Below are 17,133 nucleotides of genomic sequence, written 5' to 3' on the forward strand. Positions count from 1 at the left end.
GGAAAACCCCCACTGATAGAAGTTTCACTTTATTAATAATAAGATATAACTTATTATAATTAACACAATAAAAGGAGGAGTAAAAGAGTGAAACGGCAATGGAAATTAGTAACTGCTCTATTATTTTTATTTTTAGTATCGGCATGCTCTGGCAATGAGAATTCAGTACAGTCTTCGGGGCACAAGGAAACAGTTGAATTAACTATTTCAGCCGCCGCAAGTTTAAAAGATGTACTGACAGTTATTCAAAAGAAGTATGAAGAAGAACATCCAGAAGTAGAATTGAAATTTAATTACGGTGCTTCCGGATCGCTTCAGCAGCAGATTTCCCAAGGAGCACCTGTTGACTTATTTTTTTCAGCGGCAGAAGATAAGTTTGATAAATTAGTAGAGGAAGGAAATATTGAAGAAGAGGACGGAATAGATCTCCTTGGAAATGAACTCGTATTAGTCGTGCCAAAAGAGGAAAAATTGATTATTGGAAATTTTCATGATCTAAAAAAGGAAGAGGTAGATCAAATTTCAATTGGAATTCCTGAATCAGTTCCAGCAGGGAAATATGCAAAGGAATCGTTTGAAAAGATAAATATATGGAAAGAAATCGAGCAGAAAATTGTATATGCAAAAGATGTTCGTCAAGTATTATCATACGTAGAGACTGGGAATGTTAAGGCGGGAGTTGTATATAAAACAGATGCACTTATTTCAGATAAAGTAAGTATAGCCGCAGCAGCCGATCCGGATATGCATAGATCTATTATTTATCCGGCAGGTATTATAAAAAATTCTAAACATTATGAGCAAGCAAAGGACTTTTATGATTATTTACAAAGTAATGAAGCATTGAAAGTATTTAATGAGCATGGATTTATTACTGAATGAGTTATTAATGGAAGAATTCTGGATCCCGCTTTGGTTATCTTTCAAAACAGCCGTTACAGCGGGAATTATCGTTATTTTATCCGGGACATTGGCTGGAAGACTTTTAGCGCGGAAAAAGTTTAAAGGAAAAGCCGTTTTGGAAACGATTCTTATGCTTCCGATCGTTCTTCCTCCTACAGTTATTGGTTTTTTTCTCATTGTCATCTTTGGAAAAAACACCATTATTGGACAAGCGATTGAATGGATTTTCAAGCAGCCGGTTATTTTTACCTGGTGGGCCGCTGTTATAGCGTCAGCTGTCGTAGCATTCCCGCTTATGTATCAATCTGCGAAATCAGGATTTCAAACGATAGATCCTGACATTGAAGAGGCAGCAAGAGTGGATGGTGCGAGTGAATGGAAAGTCTTTCTTTTCATTTCTATTCCTTTAGCTTGTAAGGCTCTTATTTCAGGAAGCATATTAAGTTTTACAAGAGCCCTGGGGGAATTTGGCGCTACTTTAATGTTCGCGGGCAATATCCCCGGGAAAACGGAGACAGCCCCAACAGCGATTTATATAGCGATAGACTCTGGAAATATGAAAATGGCATGGCTATGGGTAATATCTATTGTGTTTCTCTCGTTTATTATGCTGCTTATTGTTCGGTTGAAAGAAAAATAATAAGGTAAAAGCACTTGTTTAACAAAAGTTCTTTTTTTATAAAAAATTTGAAACTTATTGTTCGCTCAATCGTAAATAGTATAGACACTATTTTAGAAAGACATCAATATATTAGAGTTAAGGCAGCTTTACTTGTTTTACAGCAAAATGAAGACAGAAACATTATTCCTATTAAAGTGGTTTTGTCAGAAAGATATAAATGATCCAAAAGTTCTTCATTTTGAGAAGAAGCAGCTTAATTTAAAAGTATGTCAATTTCTAAATAGTTATTATTCCTTATAGAATGATTGAAAAAATAGGGGAAAATAAATAACTATTTACCTATTTTTTCAATGAGTTATATGGATTTTTACAATATTGGTAAAAATATTACTATTTTGTAAATTTGTAATATTCTGTTTTATAAGGTAGAGTTTTATAGTAGAATGAAGATGCTTCATGATGAACTTTTTCAGAAAAAGGAGTGTGAAGAAATGGCTATTAGTTTACAAAAAGGTCAAAAAATCGACTTAACAAAAGGCCGTGCTGGACTGTCTTCGCTCGTAGTTGGTTTAGGCTGGGACCCAGTTAAAAAAGGTGGCGGTTTCCTTGGAGGACTTCTAGGCGGCGGAGGGGCACAAATTGATTGTGACGCTTCTGTTCTCTTATTAAATGAACAAGGAAAGCTGCAAGACAGTAAAGATTTAATTTACTTTGGAAATAAACAAAGTGCATGTGGAAGCGTTACACACACAGGGGACAACTTAACTGGTGAGGGTGACGGTGATGATGAACAGGTTATTGTCGATTTAAATAGAATCCCATCACATATACATAAGATTGTATTCGTTGTAAATATTTATCAATGTGTTTCCAGAAAACAAGATTTTGGAATGATTCAAAATGCATACATTCGCATAATGGACCGCTCTAATAATTCAGAACTAGTCCATTATAATTTAACTGATAATTACTCTGGTTTAACAGCATTGTTCCCAGGGGAAATTTATCGACATAATGGAGAATGGAAATTTAATGCGGTAGGCCAGGGAACGACAGATACTGCGATTAAAGAAATTGCACAAAAATATATTTAATAGATTGTAATCAAAATTTTAAAATTTGAGAGGGGCTCTAAAAATGGCTATTAATTTATCAAAAGGACAAAAGGTAGATCTTACGAAATCAAATCCAGGATTAACAAATATTACAGTTGGTCTTGGCTGGGATACAAATAAATATGACGGCGGTCAGGATTTTGACTTAGACGCATCTGTATTCTTATTAAATGCAGAAGGAAAATGTGCTTCTGAGAAAGATTTCATTTTCTATAATAATTCTACTGGAGCAGAAGGTGCGGTCGTACATAATGGGGATAACCGTACTGGTGAAGGTGATGGCGATGATGAGCAAGTGACAGTTGAATTGCAGAATGTGCCTGCAAGTATTGAAAAAATTGCATTCACAATTACAATTCATGAAGGCGAAGCCCGCAATCAAAACTTCGGACAAGTTTCTAATTCCTACGTTCGTATTTTGAATGGAACAAGTAATGAAGAATTAATCCGCTATGACTTAGGAGAAGATTTCTCAATTGAAACAGCTGTTGTAGTTGGTGAATTATACCGTCATAACGGAGAGTGGAAATTTAGTGCAGTTGGAAGCGGTTATCAAGGAGGACTAGCTTCTTTAGTATCGGACTACGGTTTAAATTAATTACTGATCTGGAGTGAAAATAGATGGCTATTTCATTATCAAAAGGACAACGTATTGATTTAACGAAAACAAATCCGGGATTAACAGAGGTTATTATCGGCTTAGGCTGGGATACGAATAAATATTCAGGCGGACATGACTTCGATCTCGATGCATCAGCTTTTTTAGCTGATGCAAATGGGAAAGTTCAGCATGATACTGATTTTATTTTCTATAATAATATGGTTAGCTCAAATGGTGCTGTGAAGCATACAGGAGATAATCGCACTGGTGAAGGTGATGGCGATGATGAACAGATTACCATTGATTTCCCAGCCCTTCCAGCACATGTAGAAAAGATCGGAATTACTGTAACAATTCATGACGCAGATGCAAGAGGACAAAACTTTGGCCAAGTTTCAAATGCTTTCGTTCGTGTAGTAGATGCGAAAACAGATCGTGAAGTTCTTCGTTACGATTTAGGAGAAGATTTTTCAATTGAAACAGCAGTTGTCATTTGTGAGCTGTATAAGCATGGCCAGGATTGGAAATTTAATGCGATTGGCAGTGGATTTTCAGGCGGGCTTGCAGCATTATGCCAAAATTATGGTTTACAAGTTTAATAGATAATTTATCTAATATATACTTTGGGGTGCTTTATTGAAAGCACCCCAAAGTATGCTGCGGAAAAAATGTTGACGGAGGGAAAGAAAATTGATTGCTTTAGTAAAGGGTCAAAAAGTAGATTTAACAAAAGCTCATCCACAACTTTCATCTATTAAACTTGGACTTGGCTGGGATGTAAGCGGAAGCAGCCAAAATGTGTTTGATTTAGATGCTGTCGTTTTATTAATTGATGCGAGCGGGAAAATTATTTCCGATAAACATGTCATTTATTACAACAACCTTAGAGGTCATTCTGTAGCCTTATCAAAAGATAACCGTACTGGCGCAGGTAGTGGAAATGATGAAGAAGTTTCTATTAAACTGGAAGAAGTTCCTGCCGATATTGAAAAGATCATACTTGCAATTACGATTTATGATGCTTCCGAAAGAAAGCAAACATTTGGAGAAGTAAGAAATGGATTTGTAACGATTTCGAATGAAAATACAAAACAAGAAATATACAGATATGATTTAGGGAATGAATTCTCAACAGAGACCGCTGTTATAGTTGGAGAAATTTATCGTTACAAAGGGGAATGGAAATTTGGTGCTGTTGGCAGCGGTTTAGAAGGTGAATTGAAGGGATTATGCGAACAATTTGGCTTGGCTAACTTGCCCTCATCATTTTATGTAAAAACAGCATCTCCAGTAAATAATAATAGTACGATTAAACTTTCTAAAATTGAGCTAAAAAAATCAGGTGATACGATTAATCTAAGTAAAACATCGAAAACTCTCGGTGAGATACTCGTTAATTTGAACTGGAATCAGCAAAATAGCAGTCAAAGCGGCGGTGGATTTCTATCTTCCATTTTTGGCACGAATAAAAGCGGAGTTGACCTGGATTTAGGATGCCTATTCGAGTTTAAAGATGGATTTAAAGGTGTTATTCAGCCGCTTGGAAATGTTTTCGGTTCTTATATGGATGAGCCTTATGTTCATTTAGATAAGGATGATCGCACAGGTGCTTCCACAAATGGTGAAAATATGAAGATTAATGGTAATAAAATTTACGAGTTTGAGAGAATTCTTATATTTGCCTATATTTATGACGGAGCAGCCAATTGGTCTCAGGTAGATGGGATTGTAACGATTAAACAACAGGATAGTCCTGAAATTGTCGTGCGTATGGATGAACATCGCAATGGTTTTGGAATGTGTGCTATTGCTATGTTTGAAAATATAAATGACGAAACATTTAAAGTGGAGAAATTAGTGAAATATTTTAGAGGCCATCAAGAAATGGATCGTCATTATGACTGGAATTTAAATTGGGTTGCTGGAAGTAAGTAACCTGTATAAAAGGAATTTTTACTATTTTTTTACAAGCTAAACTTCAATTAAGGCGGTGCAGTTAAAGAAGGTTATTCCGCCTTTTTTTGAGAGAAGGAGAGCAGTATATGGATTTTTTCCAAGAAATTATTAATAGTTATGGATCGTTTTTTTCAGTAGAAGCAATTCAGGAAATATTTACGAATCCAGCGAGCTGGGGAATTATCGGTACACTTATTATTTTAGAAGGATTATTATCAGCAGATAATGCCCTTGTTTTAGCCGTTATGGTAAAACATTTACCACCGAAACAGCAAAAAAGAGCATTATTTTACGGGATTTTAGGAGCTTATGTCTTCCGTTTCCTAGCGATTGGACTAGGTGTCTTCCTTATTAAGATAACATGGATTAAAGTGGCGGGCGGTCTCTATCTTATTTGGCTAGTCGTTCAATACTTTATCAAGAAAAATAAAGAAGATGAAAATGTAGAAAATAAACAAATGGGATTTTGGAGAACTGTTTTAGCTGTTGAATTAATGGACATTGCATTTAGTATTGACAGTGTTATTGCAGCATTCGGTGTTTCAGACCAAATTTGGGTATTATTCGTAGGCGGTATGCTGGGAGTATTAATGATGCGTGGTGTCGCACAAGTATTTTTAGCACTTATTGCAAAAGTGCCTGAGCTTGAAACAGCAGCATTCATTTTAATCGCTATTATTGGTACGAAAATGATCGCAGGTGCATTTGGCTTTGAAATTAGCCAAGTATTATTCTTCAGTATTTTAATCGCTATATTCTTAGGAACATTTGTTGTTCATTACTTTAGAAAAAAAGCGAACAATGAAACAGCTAATTAATATTTTTTAAAGGGGAGAGAAGAAAACTGATCTTCCCTTTTTCATAGGTTCTAAAAATTCAGTTGTAAAGGAGGCTATTTTATTTGCAGCATTTTAGCTATTTATCGGCGACAGAACAAGAACAGATTTTTTATAAAAAACCGATGGAATTTTCTAAAGGACTAGAAAAAGAGATGCTGGCATATGCGCTCGGGGCAACATTGTATATGCCTGGAACGAGAATACAGATTGCTCATGATATTCTTTCCGGGAAATATTTAAAAGGGAAGCATGAAGGATTAACATCGATGGTATTTTGCTTAGAAGATTCGATAAGTGATGACGAAGTAGAAATAGCAGAGTTAAATATTGTAACACAAGTACAGGAAGTACATATTGCGATCTTATCTGGATTTTTTAAACTGACTGATTTGCCGTTAATATTTATAAGAATAAGAAACCCTGAACAAATGATTCAGCTAATTTCGCAATTAGGTGAAGCGGCACAGCTTATAAGCGGCTTTGTCTTTCCAAAATTCACTCATCTTAATGGCGAAGTATATTTGAAAACATTGTTACAGTTAAATGAAGATTATTCACTAAAGCTTTACGGTATGCCGATTTTTGAATCACCTGAAATTATTTATATTGAAACAAGAGCAGAAACGTTGATCGCAATTAAGGCATTATTAGACCAATACTATGATTTAATTTTGAATGTTCGCATTGGAGCGACAGACTTTTCAGGCTTATTTGGCATTAGAAGAAGCAGTGATACGACCATTTATGATATTGCAGTCATACGTGATTGTATTACAGATATTATTAATGTGTTTGCTAGAAGTGAGAGAGAGTACGTCATTTCAGGTCCAGTTTGGGAATATTTCCACGGAACAAAGAGAATTTTAAAGCCGCAAATTAGACAAACACCATTCCAGCAAGCTTTTGGCAGAAGTGGTTTAGAGCTTAGGTCAGAGATTATCAGCCGGTTCGAGGACGGTCTCATTCATGAAGTTTTATTAGATAAGACGAATGGAATAGTAGGAAAAACAATTATCCATCCCTCTCATATTCAAACTGTCCAGTCGCTAAATGTTGTAACATTTGAAGAATATATAGATGCAAAGTCCATTATGGATAGTGCAGAGTCTTTTAACGGCGTAATCAAGAGTGATTTTTCAAATAAAATGAATGAAGTAAAACCGCATCATAACTGGGCGAGAAAAACAATGATGAAATCAAATATTTATGGGGTGTTTCATGAACAGCAATCTTTCATCGAATTACTTAGTAGAAAACAAGAAGAATACGTATTCATTTAATATATTAAATCAAATTGATGTCAGTGTAACAGTACGGGAAAATCATTATAATATTCCGCTAAACAGATTATTTAAAATGGCAGCAAGAGTTAATAAAAAGAGAAGTTTTCTTTTTGTTAGTAAAATTTTAGGGAAGCATCTCCCGGTTTCACCAGCAATCTCATTATTAGCAGGTTCAGCTTTAGCTGCTCGTTATATGGAGCTAATGTATGAAGAGGTTCATCCATATAAGGAAACGATAGTGGATGCTGTTATAAATGATGAATGTACTGATGAAATTTTTCAATTAGTTCAGCAATCAGCATTTCATTTGCCGAAGGAAGCATTATTTATTGGTTTTGCAGAAACAGCGACCGCTTTAGGTCATTCGATGTTTAACCATTTTACAAATGCAAAGTATATGCATACAACGAGAGAGGATATTACAGAGCTTTCATCTGTTATTAATTTTGAAGAAGAACATTCCCATGCAACAGCACATCGTTGTTATGTAAGTGAGGATTATTTTAAAAATGATTACCTGGTCGTTTTAGTTGACGATGAGATTACAACTGGAAAGACCACTCTAAATATTATCGAATCGATTCAAAAAATATTTCCTCGGAAAGAATATGTCATTACCTCTATTCTTGACTGGCGATCAGAAGAAAATATTAGGCAATTTAAACAGCTGGAAGAAAAATTAGGAATTACCATTCATGCGATTTCTTTAATGTCAGGTGCAATGAAAGCGCAAGGGGAGCCACTTTTAGAGAGTGTACAGGACGATACAGAAGAGAATTCGATTAAAACCGTTACTACTGAAAATATTAATATTCAATCGATGGAAACAATTTGCGGTTATTTACCCTATACAGGCAGATTTGGATTATGCAGTGAAGAGAAAGAATATTTTGATCAATTTATAACAAACACGGCAAATAAACTGATGGAAAAAAGAAGTGGAAAGCGTACACTTTGTCTCGGTACCGGTGAATTTATGTACTTGCCAATGCGAATAGCGGCACAGATGGGTTCTGGAGTTTATTTCCAATCAACGACAAGAAGCCCAATTCATAGCAGCGGGGAAGAAGGGTATGCGATTAATAATAAATTTGCTTATCCAAGTTTGGAAGATTCGAATGTTATGAACTATTTTTATAATGTTCCATCTGGGTTTTATGATGAAGTTTTTTTATTTTTAGAAAGAGATATGCCGAGTGGAAGTCTGTTACCGCTGGTCGAGCAATTACAAAAGGTATTTCCTAAAATAAATATCGTTCGATTTCAAAATGAGGAAGGTGTTTGTGGTGAAAACAGCTGAAAGAAGTCAAGCTTCAATAGGCAGTTATTCAGCAGATGACGTCATCTTTTTATTAAAAGATATAAGTGACGCAATGGAGGAAAGCTCAACCGAGGAGCGCGAAGAGGCGATTCAATCAGGTGTTCATTATTCTGAAATGCTGCCGATTGAATATAATCCTTCTTCAGAATATATTAAATTATTTTACTCTTCGCTAGAACAGTATAAAGAAAAGCTGGCAATCGCTGTCGGTGTTGTTGCTGAAAGAATAATAGAAGATAAAGGAGAGAATATCGTTCTTGTTTCACTTGCAAGAGCAGGTACTCCAATCGGAATTTTAATTAAACGTTATATAGAGTATAAATTCAAAATAAATGTTCCTCATTATAGTGTGTCGATTATAAGGGGGAGAGGTATTGATGAAAATGCTATGAAATATATTTTTAATAATCATCTAGACAAAACAATTCAATTTATCGATGGATGGACAGGAAAAGGAGCAATTAAGAAAGAACTTGATCAAGCAGTTGCCTTGCTTAATGAAAAGTACAGTCAAACGATTCCTAGCTGTATGGCTGTCTTGGCTGATCCAGGAAATTGTGCTTCTATTTATGGAACGAGAGATGATTTTTTAATTCCGAGTGCATGTTTAAATTCCACCGTTTCAGGTTTAGTAAGCCGAACGGTATTGAGTGAGAAATATATTGGAACAGATGACTTTCATGGAGCCAAATACTATAAAGAGCTTGAAGAAAAAGATGTCTCCAATTTTTTTATTGAGACAATTTGCTCGCAATTTCCCCATACTGAAAATGAAGTAAGCAGACAGTTTAAGGAAATGAAATTTTCCGAACCGTCATGGAAAGGGATTGAGGATATCAAACAGATCCAACAAGACTTTGGGATCGAAAATATTAATCTGATTAAACCAGGTGTAGGAGAAACAACGAGAGTACTGCTTAGAAGAGTTCCATGGAAAATCCTTGTGAAAGATATGAAAAATGAAGATTTAACACATATTTTACTGCTTGCCAAGGAAAGAAACGTACCGGTGGAAGTGTATAAAAATATGTCCTATACTTGTTGCGGCTTAATCAAGCCATTAAAGGAGAAAACGGTATGATATTTGCGAGTGATCTTGATCAAACACTTATTTATTCTAGAAGAGCATTCCGGACAGATGTCGCAGAAGAGGAAATTCAATTAATTGAGACATTAGAAGGAAGAGAAATTTCTTTTATGACAAAGGAAGCAATCAAGCTTTTGAGTGAACTTGCTTCAAATATTTTATTTATTCCTGTAACGACGAGAACGAGAGAGCAATATAAACGAATCAGTATTTTTAATAATAACAGATTTTCTAATTATGCGGTTACAGCAAATGGCGGTTTCATTTTAAGAGAAGGGGAGGTTGATAAAGAATGGGATAAATTAATTCAATTGAAGCTGAAAGATTGTTCTTATAAACAGGATATTTTAAAAAAGTTCAAAGAAATTTCTCATGATGAATGGGTATTAAAGGAAAGAATTGCTGAAGATTTATTTTATTATTTCATTGTTGACCGTGAAAAAATCCCATATGATGAATTAGAAATGTTTACAACATGGCTCGAGACACAAGGATGGAACCATTCATTGCAAGGGAGAAAACTTTATTTTGTACCAAAGCCTGTTAATAAGCGGGATGCTGTTTTATATTTAAAGCAAGTGACAAATGAAGAGTTTGTTGCTGCAGCCGGTGATTCATTGCTTGATTTGTGTATGCTGGAAAATGCAGACTTCTCTATTATTCCTGCTCACGGTGAAATTCATGAATTAAAAAATATATCTCCTAACATTACAAAAGCTTCTCAGCAAGGAATATATGCTTCAGAGGAAATACTTAAATTCGTATTAAATATATGTGCTCATGCAGCTGTTTAATTTTTGAAATTAAATAATAAACCGATAATCCAGTACATACATCCGAATGTGAGATAGATAACCGAAAATAATATACAAATGAGACCGAGCGTTAGTTTAATGGGGATTACTTGTTTTATTAATACCATAAAGAAAAATGAAATAAATATAAGATCAATCATTATAATTTTGGGGGAGAGTAATAATTGATTAAATCTTTGTAAAGATTTATAGTATGCGGAATCTTTTGAACGGTTAATAGAGTGACGCAAAGTTATCACCTCTTTCCCTGAAGTTTAAAACTCTTTAATAAGTATTAACAATTTTCTCTGTTTATTACCATTCAGTCGTTAGAAAATGTAATTTTCAAGAAAAGGCTGTCCGGAAAAGTCAGTTTTTAAGGACTTTTGGACAGCCTTTCTTATTTCTTAATTAATTGGTTACGGTCATCCGTTTGTGGCGGTTCTTCCATCCAGCCATGTTTAATCATAATTTTAGCTCCATCTCCCGCATAAGCTGCGATTTCGGGAATTAATGAGGCATATTTTAAGGCAATATCTTTTCTTGGACTCGCTGCCATCGCCATTCCATAATTCCCGATTCCAGCTGTAATCATTGCTGATATATGGAACATGATCAATTTATCGGAAAAAACGAATGAGGTGCAGTCAGAAATAGAGGAATCCCATCCCATCGGTGCAGGCAGATCCTCTTTTTCTAAATAATGTTCAAAGGTGTTCATATGCTTTTGTGCGATTTCTTTTCCTTTTATTAAAAATTGTTTTACATCTTTTTTCTGGGCAACTTGTGCGAAAGCAGTAATAAGTGCCTTTCCGATAGAATTTGTCCTTGAATTCAGAAAAAGATGGGTTATTTCAATTGATGTAAGAGCTCTTTTACTGCCGAAAAATCCGCCCAGAAATTTCTCCGTTTGTACAAATTCTGCTTCATCACATGTCGTAATATAAGGAGGCTTAATATATGTCCCTTGTTTGAGCATAAGTTCTCTTGTTAAATCCTGCAGTTGGACGGCTCTTTGTAAAACTCTTTTATGAAAAGAAACAATATCAGGCCTTGTTACTAAACCAAGCGCGGCTGAGTTTGCCGCCATGGCAAGAATCGACATTTGACGTAAATACATTAATATAAATGTGTCGGAAAAAAGTTTCGGAGCATTTGGATTAAAATCTTCCTTTGTAAAGCCTACAGGAATAGGAAACTGCTCTTTTAGAAAAATTTCTTTCATAATAGTAATATTTTCTTTCGCTGTTTTTAGAGCAAACTCAACAACTGGACGTACTTCTTCATCTTCAATATTCTTTAGAAAATAAGTATTGACACAAACAGATAAAGTATCATTTATATATTGAGACCATACTCCAGAGATTTCCGCAGCCGTTAAACGGATTTTCGTTTTATCTTCCATTTAAAATCCTCTTTTCTTACGATTAGTTAGTATTAAATTCCCCCCTATGTTAAAAAACATACAAATGTATAGATAGGCTTGTTTTAATTTGTCTTATCTACTGTCAGAGAAAAGTAATTTAATATGTTGACAATATAGGGTAGAGGGGTATAGTATATAAATATAAACATTGCATAATATTTAAATCTTATTTATAAAGGAGCAATAATAATGGAAAAGGATGGACAATTAAAAGAAGTTCAGCTGCAAATAGCTGGTATGACTTGTGCAGCATGTGCCACACGGGTCGAAAAAGGGCTGAAGAAGCTCGATGGAGTAGCAGAAGCTAATGTAAACTTTGCGCTTGAAAAAGCTACATTGAAGTATAATTCTGAAGCGGTATCTCCCGCAAATTTTCAGGAAAAGATAAAAGACTTAGGGTATGATGTCGTCAGCGAGAAAGCAGAATTTGATATTATCGGTATGACATGTGCGGCATGTGCTACAAGGGTTGAAAAAGGATTGAATAAACTTGAGGGAGTAAATAAAGCAACTGTGAACTTTGCTCTTGAAAGAGCCTCAGTAGAATATAATCCATCTGCGGTAACTATAAGCGAAATGAGAAAACAAGTAGAGAAGATCGGTTACGAAGCGAAAGTAAAACAGGAGGATGTATCTGAACAGAAGACAGATCATCGTGAGAAAGAGATAAAAAAGCAGAAAATGAAATTTCTTTTTTCTCTCCTTTTATCCTTCCCGTTATTATGGGCAATGGTCAGTCATTTTGAGTTTACATCTTTTATCTATTTACCAGAAATATTTATGAATCCATGGTTTCAGCTTGCGCTTGCAACGCCAGTCCAGTTTATTATTGGCGGACAGTTTTACGTTGGAGCGTATAAAGCACTTCGAAATAAAAGTGCCAATATGGATGTATTAGTCGCTTTAGGAACATCTGCTGCTTATTTTTACAGTTTATATTCATCAATTAAATCCATTGGTTCAGGTCATCAAATGGTTGATCTTTACTTTGAAACGAGTGCAGTTTTAATTACATTAATTATTCTTGGGAAATTATTCGAAGCAAGAGCAAAAGGGCGCTCATCAGAAGCAATTAAAAAATTAATTGGTTTACAGGCGAAAACAGCTACAGTATTTAGAGATGGAATGGAGATAGATATACTATTAGAAGAAGTAGTTATTGGCGATATTATTTATGTAAAGCCAGGTGAAAAAGTACCGGTAGACGGGGAAATAATTGAAGGAAGATCCGCACTTGACGAATCAATGTTAACTGGGGAAAGTGTACCAGTTGATAAGACTATCGGAGATACTGTTATCGGAGCAACTATTAATAAAAATGGTTTTCTAAAAATGAAAGCTACTAAGGTTGGAAAAGATACGGCACTTGCACAAATTATTAAAGTTGTGGAAGAAGCACAAGGATCCAAGGCACCGATTCAGCGTATGGCAGATCAGATTTCAGGAATATTTGTACCAATTGTTGTAGGAATAGCAATTATAACATTTCTTGTTTGGTATTTATTTGTCAGCCCTGGTGAATTTGCAGTTGCACTTGAAAAATTAATCGCTGTTTTAGTTATCGCATGTCCATGTGCATTAGGACTTGCCACTCCAACTTCTATTATGGCTGGTTCAGGTCGTGCGGCTGAATATGGTCTGCTTTTTAAAGGCGGGGAGCATCTTGAATTAACACATCAAATTACGACGATCGTACTCGATAAAACAGGTACAGTTACAAATGGAAAGCCTGTGTTAACAGATGTAGCGACGAAACATGGTGTGGATGAATATGAGTTTCTTCAATTAGTCGGTACTGCAGAGAAACAATCAGAACATCCTCTTGCAGAAGCAATTGTAAAAGGAATAAAAGAAAAAAATATCTCTTTATTAGCCATCGAACAATTCGAAGCAATACCAGGACATGGTATTCAGGCAAAAGTAGATGGAAAAGAAATTTTAGTAGGAACGAGAAAGCTTATGGCCGATTTCAATATTGAGCTTGGGATCGTAATGACAAAAATAGAACAGTTAGAGGAAAATGGTAAAACAGTAATGATCGTTGCGATTGATAGAGAATACAGTGGTATTATTGCTGTAGCCGATACAGTAAAAGAAACATCGAAAGAAGCAATTAAGCGAATGAAGGATTTAGGTCTTGAAGTTATTATGATAACTGGTGATAATAACAGAACTGCTAAAGCAATCGCGGATGAAGTAGGAATTGATCAAGTAATCGGTGAAGTTCTTCCAGAAGGAAAAGTAAATGAAGTGAAGAAGTTACAAAAAGAGGGTAAAACAGTCGCTATGGTAGGTGACGGTATTAATGATGCGCCTGCTTTAGCTGTGGCAGATATTGGGATGGCAATCGGAACAGGGACCGATGTCGCAATGGAAGCCGCAGATATTACGTTAATGCGCGGTGATTTAAACAGTGTTGCTGACGCAATCATCATGAGCAGGAAAACAATTCGTAATATTAAACAAAATCTTTTCTGGGCTTTCGGCTATAACACATTAGGAATACCAATTGCGGCATTAGGATTTTTAGCCCCGTGGCTTGCAGGTGCAGCAATGGCGTTCAGCTCTGTATCTGTCGTTATTAATGCATTAAGATTACAAAAAGTGAAATTAAAATAAGAAGGGCCATCAGTATGAATTGTATCCCAATTGTTAGTTCTATCTGGCAATTGGGTTCATTTCAGCATGGCTCTTTTTTATTTTACATATAAAATTGAATATTATCATTTTCACTTAGTTTTTATTAAATGAGTATTAAGTCCCTTTTATGATTAATTTTTTTTATAAAAAATGGCTATTTTGAGAAAAAATATTATTTTATCAGGATGATATATGGTATATTTATCTAGGTATTTTTTATCATATTAATGTATAAAAGCAGGAAAGGATGAGCATATGATTAAATCGATTAAACAGTACTTTTTAATTATTATGATTGTTTTAACGATTGTTCCATTTCTGATCATTACGACTGTTAATCATTACTTTTTAACAGATGATTTAGGAAGATATGTGGAAAACACAAATCAATCATACACAATGATTTTAGCAGAAAATGTAGCGGGCTTTATAAAGGAAGCATATAGTGTTACGGAACTGCTGGCAATTAATGAAACGATCATACAGTTCGACCCTGAGAATCAAAAGAGAACTTTAGTTTCAGCAGTTGAAAAGAATGACTATTTTGATTTACTTTATATTCAGGATATGACCGGAATGCAAACTGCTCGTTCAGCTGGTGAACTCGGGTTTAGAGGGGATCGCTGGTATTATGAAGAGATGATGGAGAAAAAAGCACCTTTTATTAGTCCATCCTATTATTCTGTTAATGGTAATGTTCCAGTAGCTTCTATCTTTTATCCTATTAAAAAAAGCAATGGAGAGATGGCTGGATTTTTAGGAGCAGATATAAAACTTACTGCTTTACAGAAGATTATTGAAGAATTTTCAAAACGTCAAAACGATACATATGTATATTTAATTGACAGTGAAGGAAAAGTTGTGGCACATCCTGATGAGAAGTATGTGTCTGAAATATATAATTATAAGACTTTAACGAAAACAGTTCTTACATATGATAGTAATGATAATATTCAGCTTGATGCACAAGGAAATCATATTACGAAAAATGAAAAAATTGAAGTACCTGATGAGCTCCAAAAAATTACGAATGCTGCTTTAAATGGGGAGCATGGTGTTGCAGAATATGAAGATACGAATGGAGAGAAAGTGGTCAGCGGCTACTCACCGGTTAAATTGTCAGATGGTTCTGAAAACTGGGCGGTTATTTCTGTTCAAGAAAAAGCAAGTGCTATGTCAATGGTAAGCGATATGCTTTATAAAAATGGGATTGTTACTTTTCTTTTAGTATTAGTTGTTATTTTATTTATTATATTTACATCAAAAAGGTTGTTCCAGCCTATTGTCGAAGTAACAGAGCGAATTCGCGAAGTGAAAGATGGAGATGGGGATTTAACGAAAAGAGTGGAAACAAAAGCATTTTTTGAAGTGAAACAGCTTATTACATATATAAACGGTTTTATGGAAAATGTCCGGAAAATTGTGAAAGGTGTTAAAAAATCAACTGAGCAAGTTTCAGAATTTGTTGATCATCTTTCAATGCAGACAGAACAAATTGCCAAAGCAACAGGAGAAATTACAAGTGGTATACAAAACTCTGTTTATAACGCTGAAAATGTTATGTATGAAACAGAGGCAGGTGCGAAAGCTATTGAACATGTAAGAGACGGACTGCAGGATATTTCATCTGTGGCGGTACATGTAGAGGAGGCTGCCATTCATACAAAGGATGTTTCTAAAAGAGTGAATGACTCTTTTATACATGTGACGGAGCAGATGACAAATATTCATCATTCTGTTCATAATATGACCGGAGTCATTCATGCACTTGGAAATAGATCAAAAGAAATTCAGGAAATTGCTGATGTTATTACAAACATTGCTGATCAGACAAATTTACTCGCATTAAATGCAAGTATTGAAGCAGCAAGAGCAGGAGAGCATGGGAAAGGCTTTGCTGTTGTTGCGAGTGAAGTACGTATACTGGCAGAACGCTCTGCCCAATCTGCGAATTTAATTACAGCGGTTATAAAGGATGTTATTAATGATACGGCAAAAGCTGTTTCCTATATGACAATCGGAGCAGATGAAGCTAAAAAAGGCTTGAAAATGGTGGATGAAGCAGCGGATGATTTTCAGCAGATTGATGGAATAACTACGAAATCGATGCTCCAAGTGAAAGAGATGAATGAAACAATTGCTGAAGTAGCATTAAAGACAAAAACAGGGCTTGAAGCGATCGGGAAAATTGTTTTGCTTGCAAAAGATTCCAATGAAGCAATTCAGGAAATAAGTGCCTCAGCTGAGGAAACAAGTATGTCAACAGAGGAAATTGCTGCTGCGAGTGAAACATTAAAAAGTTTGATGGAAGAACTGCAGCATATTATTAATAAGTTTCGTATATAGAAAGAAAATCTGAAAAACAAGACCTTTTTACTAGAAATTATAGTTTATAAGAACTATAATTTGATTACAGTAGAAAGTTCCGATTAATAATTAAGATAAAATATGCAGCTGAGGGTGTCCCCGAAGGGTAAAGAGCAACCCTTTGGGGACACCCTGCTGAAAGGCCCTGTGATGAAAATCCGGTAAAATCAAGGATTTGG

Annotated in this window: 14 protein-coding genes; 13 read left to right on the top strand and 1 reads right to left on the bottom strand. The window is 35.1% G+C overall.

Annotated features, from left to right (window positions below):
• The first annotated feature begins 87 nt into the window (after positions 1 to 87).
• From modA to BFA01S_RS16200, 11 genes are all read left to right on the top strand, one after another.
• A complete protein-coding gene (gene modA, locus BFA01S_RS16150) occupies positions 88 to 882 on the top strand; it encodes a molybdate ABC transporter substrate-binding protein (RefSeq protein WP_066232919.1) in 795 nt (264 codons plus the stop codon).
• Positions 863 to 1,543 (top strand): molybdate ABC transporter permease subunit, encoded by a 681-nt coding sequence (modB, locus tag BFA01S_RS16155; RefSeq protein WP_066232950.1) that lies wholly within the window; start codon positions 863 to 865, stop codon positions 1,541 to 1,543. Before modA ends, modB begins: the two co-directional genes overlap by 20 nt.
• A 473-nt stretch (positions 1,544 to 2,016) precedes the next feature.
• A complete protein-coding gene (locus BFA01S_RS16160) occupies positions 2,017 to 2,619 on the top strand; it encodes a TerD family protein (protein WP_066232953.1) in 603 nt (200 codons plus the stop codon).
• Positions 2,620 to 2,662: 43 nt separating this feature from the next.
• A complete protein-coding gene (locus tag BFA01S_RS16165; protein ID WP_066232922.1) occupies positions 2,663 to 3,238 on the top strand; it encodes a TerD family protein in 576 nt (191 codons plus the stop codon).
• A gap of 23 nt (positions 3,239 to 3,261) precedes the next feature.
• Positions 3,262 to 3,840, top strand: a complete 579-nt coding sequence (locus tag BFA01S_RS16170) for a TerD family protein (protein ID WP_066232925.1) — start codon at positions 3,262 to 3,264, stop codon at positions 3,838 to 3,840.
• 91 nt (positions 3,841 to 3,931) lie between these two features.
• Positions 3,932 to 5,176: a TerD family protein gene (locus BFA01S_RS16175; protein WP_066232928.1), complete on the top strand. Its 1,245-nt coding sequence runs from the start codon at positions 3,932 to 3,934 to the stop codon at positions 5,174 to 5,176.
• A 107-nt stretch (positions 5,177 to 5,283) separates the two neighbouring features.
• Positions 5,284 to 6,015: a TerC family protein gene (locus tag BFA01S_RS16180; protein ID WP_066232931.1), complete on the top strand. Its 732-nt coding sequence runs from the start codon at positions 5,284 to 5,286 to the stop codon at positions 6,013 to 6,015.
• 83 nt (positions 6,016 to 6,098) lie between these two features.
• Complete coding sequence (locus BFA01S_RS16185; protein WP_066232933.1) at positions 6,099 to 7,316, top strand: HpcH/HpaI aldolase/citrate lyase family protein; 1,218 nt, start codon at positions 6,099 to 6,101, stop codon at positions 7,314 to 7,316.
• The gene (locus BFA01S_RS16190) at positions 7,255 to 8,619 is read left to right on the top strand and encodes a phosphoribosyltransferase family protein (RefSeq protein WP_066232936.1); all 1,365 of its coding nucleotides are present in this window, start codon (positions 7,255 to 7,257) and stop codon (positions 8,617 to 8,619) included. The genes BFA01S_RS16185 and BFA01S_RS16190 overlap by 62 nt, the downstream gene beginning before the upstream one ends.
• A complete protein-coding gene (locus BFA01S_RS16195) occupies positions 8,606 to 9,721 on the top strand; it encodes a cysteine protease StiP family protein (RefSeq protein ID WP_412758873.1) in 1,116 nt (371 codons plus the stop codon). Before BFA01S_RS16190 ends, BFA01S_RS16195 begins: the two co-directional genes overlap by 14 nt.
• Positions 9,718 to 10,521: an HAD family hydrolase gene (locus BFA01S_RS16200; protein ID WP_066232940.1), complete on the top strand. Its 804-nt coding sequence runs from the start codon at positions 9,718 to 9,720 to the stop codon at positions 10,519 to 10,521. Before BFA01S_RS16195 ends, BFA01S_RS16200 begins: the two co-directional genes overlap by 4 nt.
• 400 nt (positions 10,522 to 10,921) lie before the next feature.
• Here BFA01S_RS16200 and BFA01S_RS16205 read toward each other — a convergent pair whose 3' ends face one another.
• Positions 10,922 to 11,926, bottom strand: a complete 1,005-nt coding sequence (locus BFA01S_RS16205) for a DUF3231 family protein (protein WP_066232942.1) — start codon at positions 11,924 to 11,926, stop codon at positions 10,922 to 10,924.
• A 210-nt stretch (positions 11,927 to 12,136) separates the two neighbouring features.
• On the opposite strand from BFA01S_RS16205, the gene BFA01S_RS16210 reads away from it, so the two are divergent.
• On the top strand, positions 12,137 to 14,566 hold the full coding sequence (locus BFA01S_RS16210; protein WP_066232944.1) for a heavy metal translocating P-type ATPase: 2,430 nt from the start codon (positions 12,137 to 12,139) through the stop codon (positions 14,564 to 14,566).
• A gap of 276 nt (positions 14,567 to 14,842) precedes the next feature.
• A complete protein-coding gene (locus BFA01S_RS16215) occupies positions 14,843 to 16,933 on the top strand; it encodes a methyl-accepting chemotaxis protein (protein WP_066232947.1) in 2,091 nt (696 codons plus the stop codon).
• Positions 16,934 to 17,133 lie beyond the last annotated feature (200 nt).

The organism is Metabacillus fastidiosus NBRC 101226, from assembly GCF_001591625.1.
Taxonomy (GTDB): Bacteria; Bacillota; Bacilli; order Bacillales; family Bacillaceae; genus Metabacillus; species Metabacillus fastidiosus.

Excerpts from the sequence above, each read along its gene's own strand:
- modB (WP_066232950.1), top strand. The coding sequence starts at position 863 with ATGGATTTATTACTGAATGAGTTATTAATGGAAGAATTCTGGATCCCG.
- BFA01S_RS16160 (WP_066232953.1), top strand. The coding sequence starts at position 2,017 with ATGGCTATTAGTTTACAAAAAGGTCAAAAAATCGACTTAACAAAAGGC.
- BFA01S_RS16165 (WP_066232922.1), top strand. The coding sequence starts at position 2,663 with ATGGCTATTAATTTATCAAAAGGACAAAAGGTAGATCTTACGAAATCA.
- BFA01S_RS16170 (WP_066232925.1), top strand. The coding sequence starts at position 3,262 with ATGGCTATTTCATTATCAAAAGGACAACGTATTGATTTAACGAAAACA.
- BFA01S_RS16180 (WP_066232931.1), top strand. The coding sequence starts at position 5,284 with ATGGATTTTTTCCAAGAAATTATTAATAGTTATGGATCGTTTTTTTCA.
- BFA01S_RS16190 (WP_066232936.1), top strand. The coding sequence starts at position 7,255 with ATGAACAGCAATCTTTCATCGAATTACTTAGTAGAAAACAAGAAGAAT.
- BFA01S_RS16200 (WP_066232940.1), top strand. The coding sequence starts at position 9,718 with ATGATATTTGCGAGTGATCTTGATCAAACACTTATTTATTCTAGAAGA.
- BFA01S_RS16205 (WP_066232942.1), bottom strand. The coding sequence starts at position 11,926 with ATGGAAGATAAAACGAAAATCCGTTTAACGGCTGCGGAAATCTCTGGA.
- BFA01S_RS16210 (WP_066232944.1), top strand. The coding sequence starts at position 12,137 with ATGGAAAAGGATGGACAATTAAAAGAAGTTCAGCTGCAAATAGCTGGT.
- BFA01S_RS16215 (WP_066232947.1), top strand. The coding sequence starts at position 14,843 with ATGATTAAATCGATTAAACAGTACTTTTTAATTATTATGATTGTTTTA.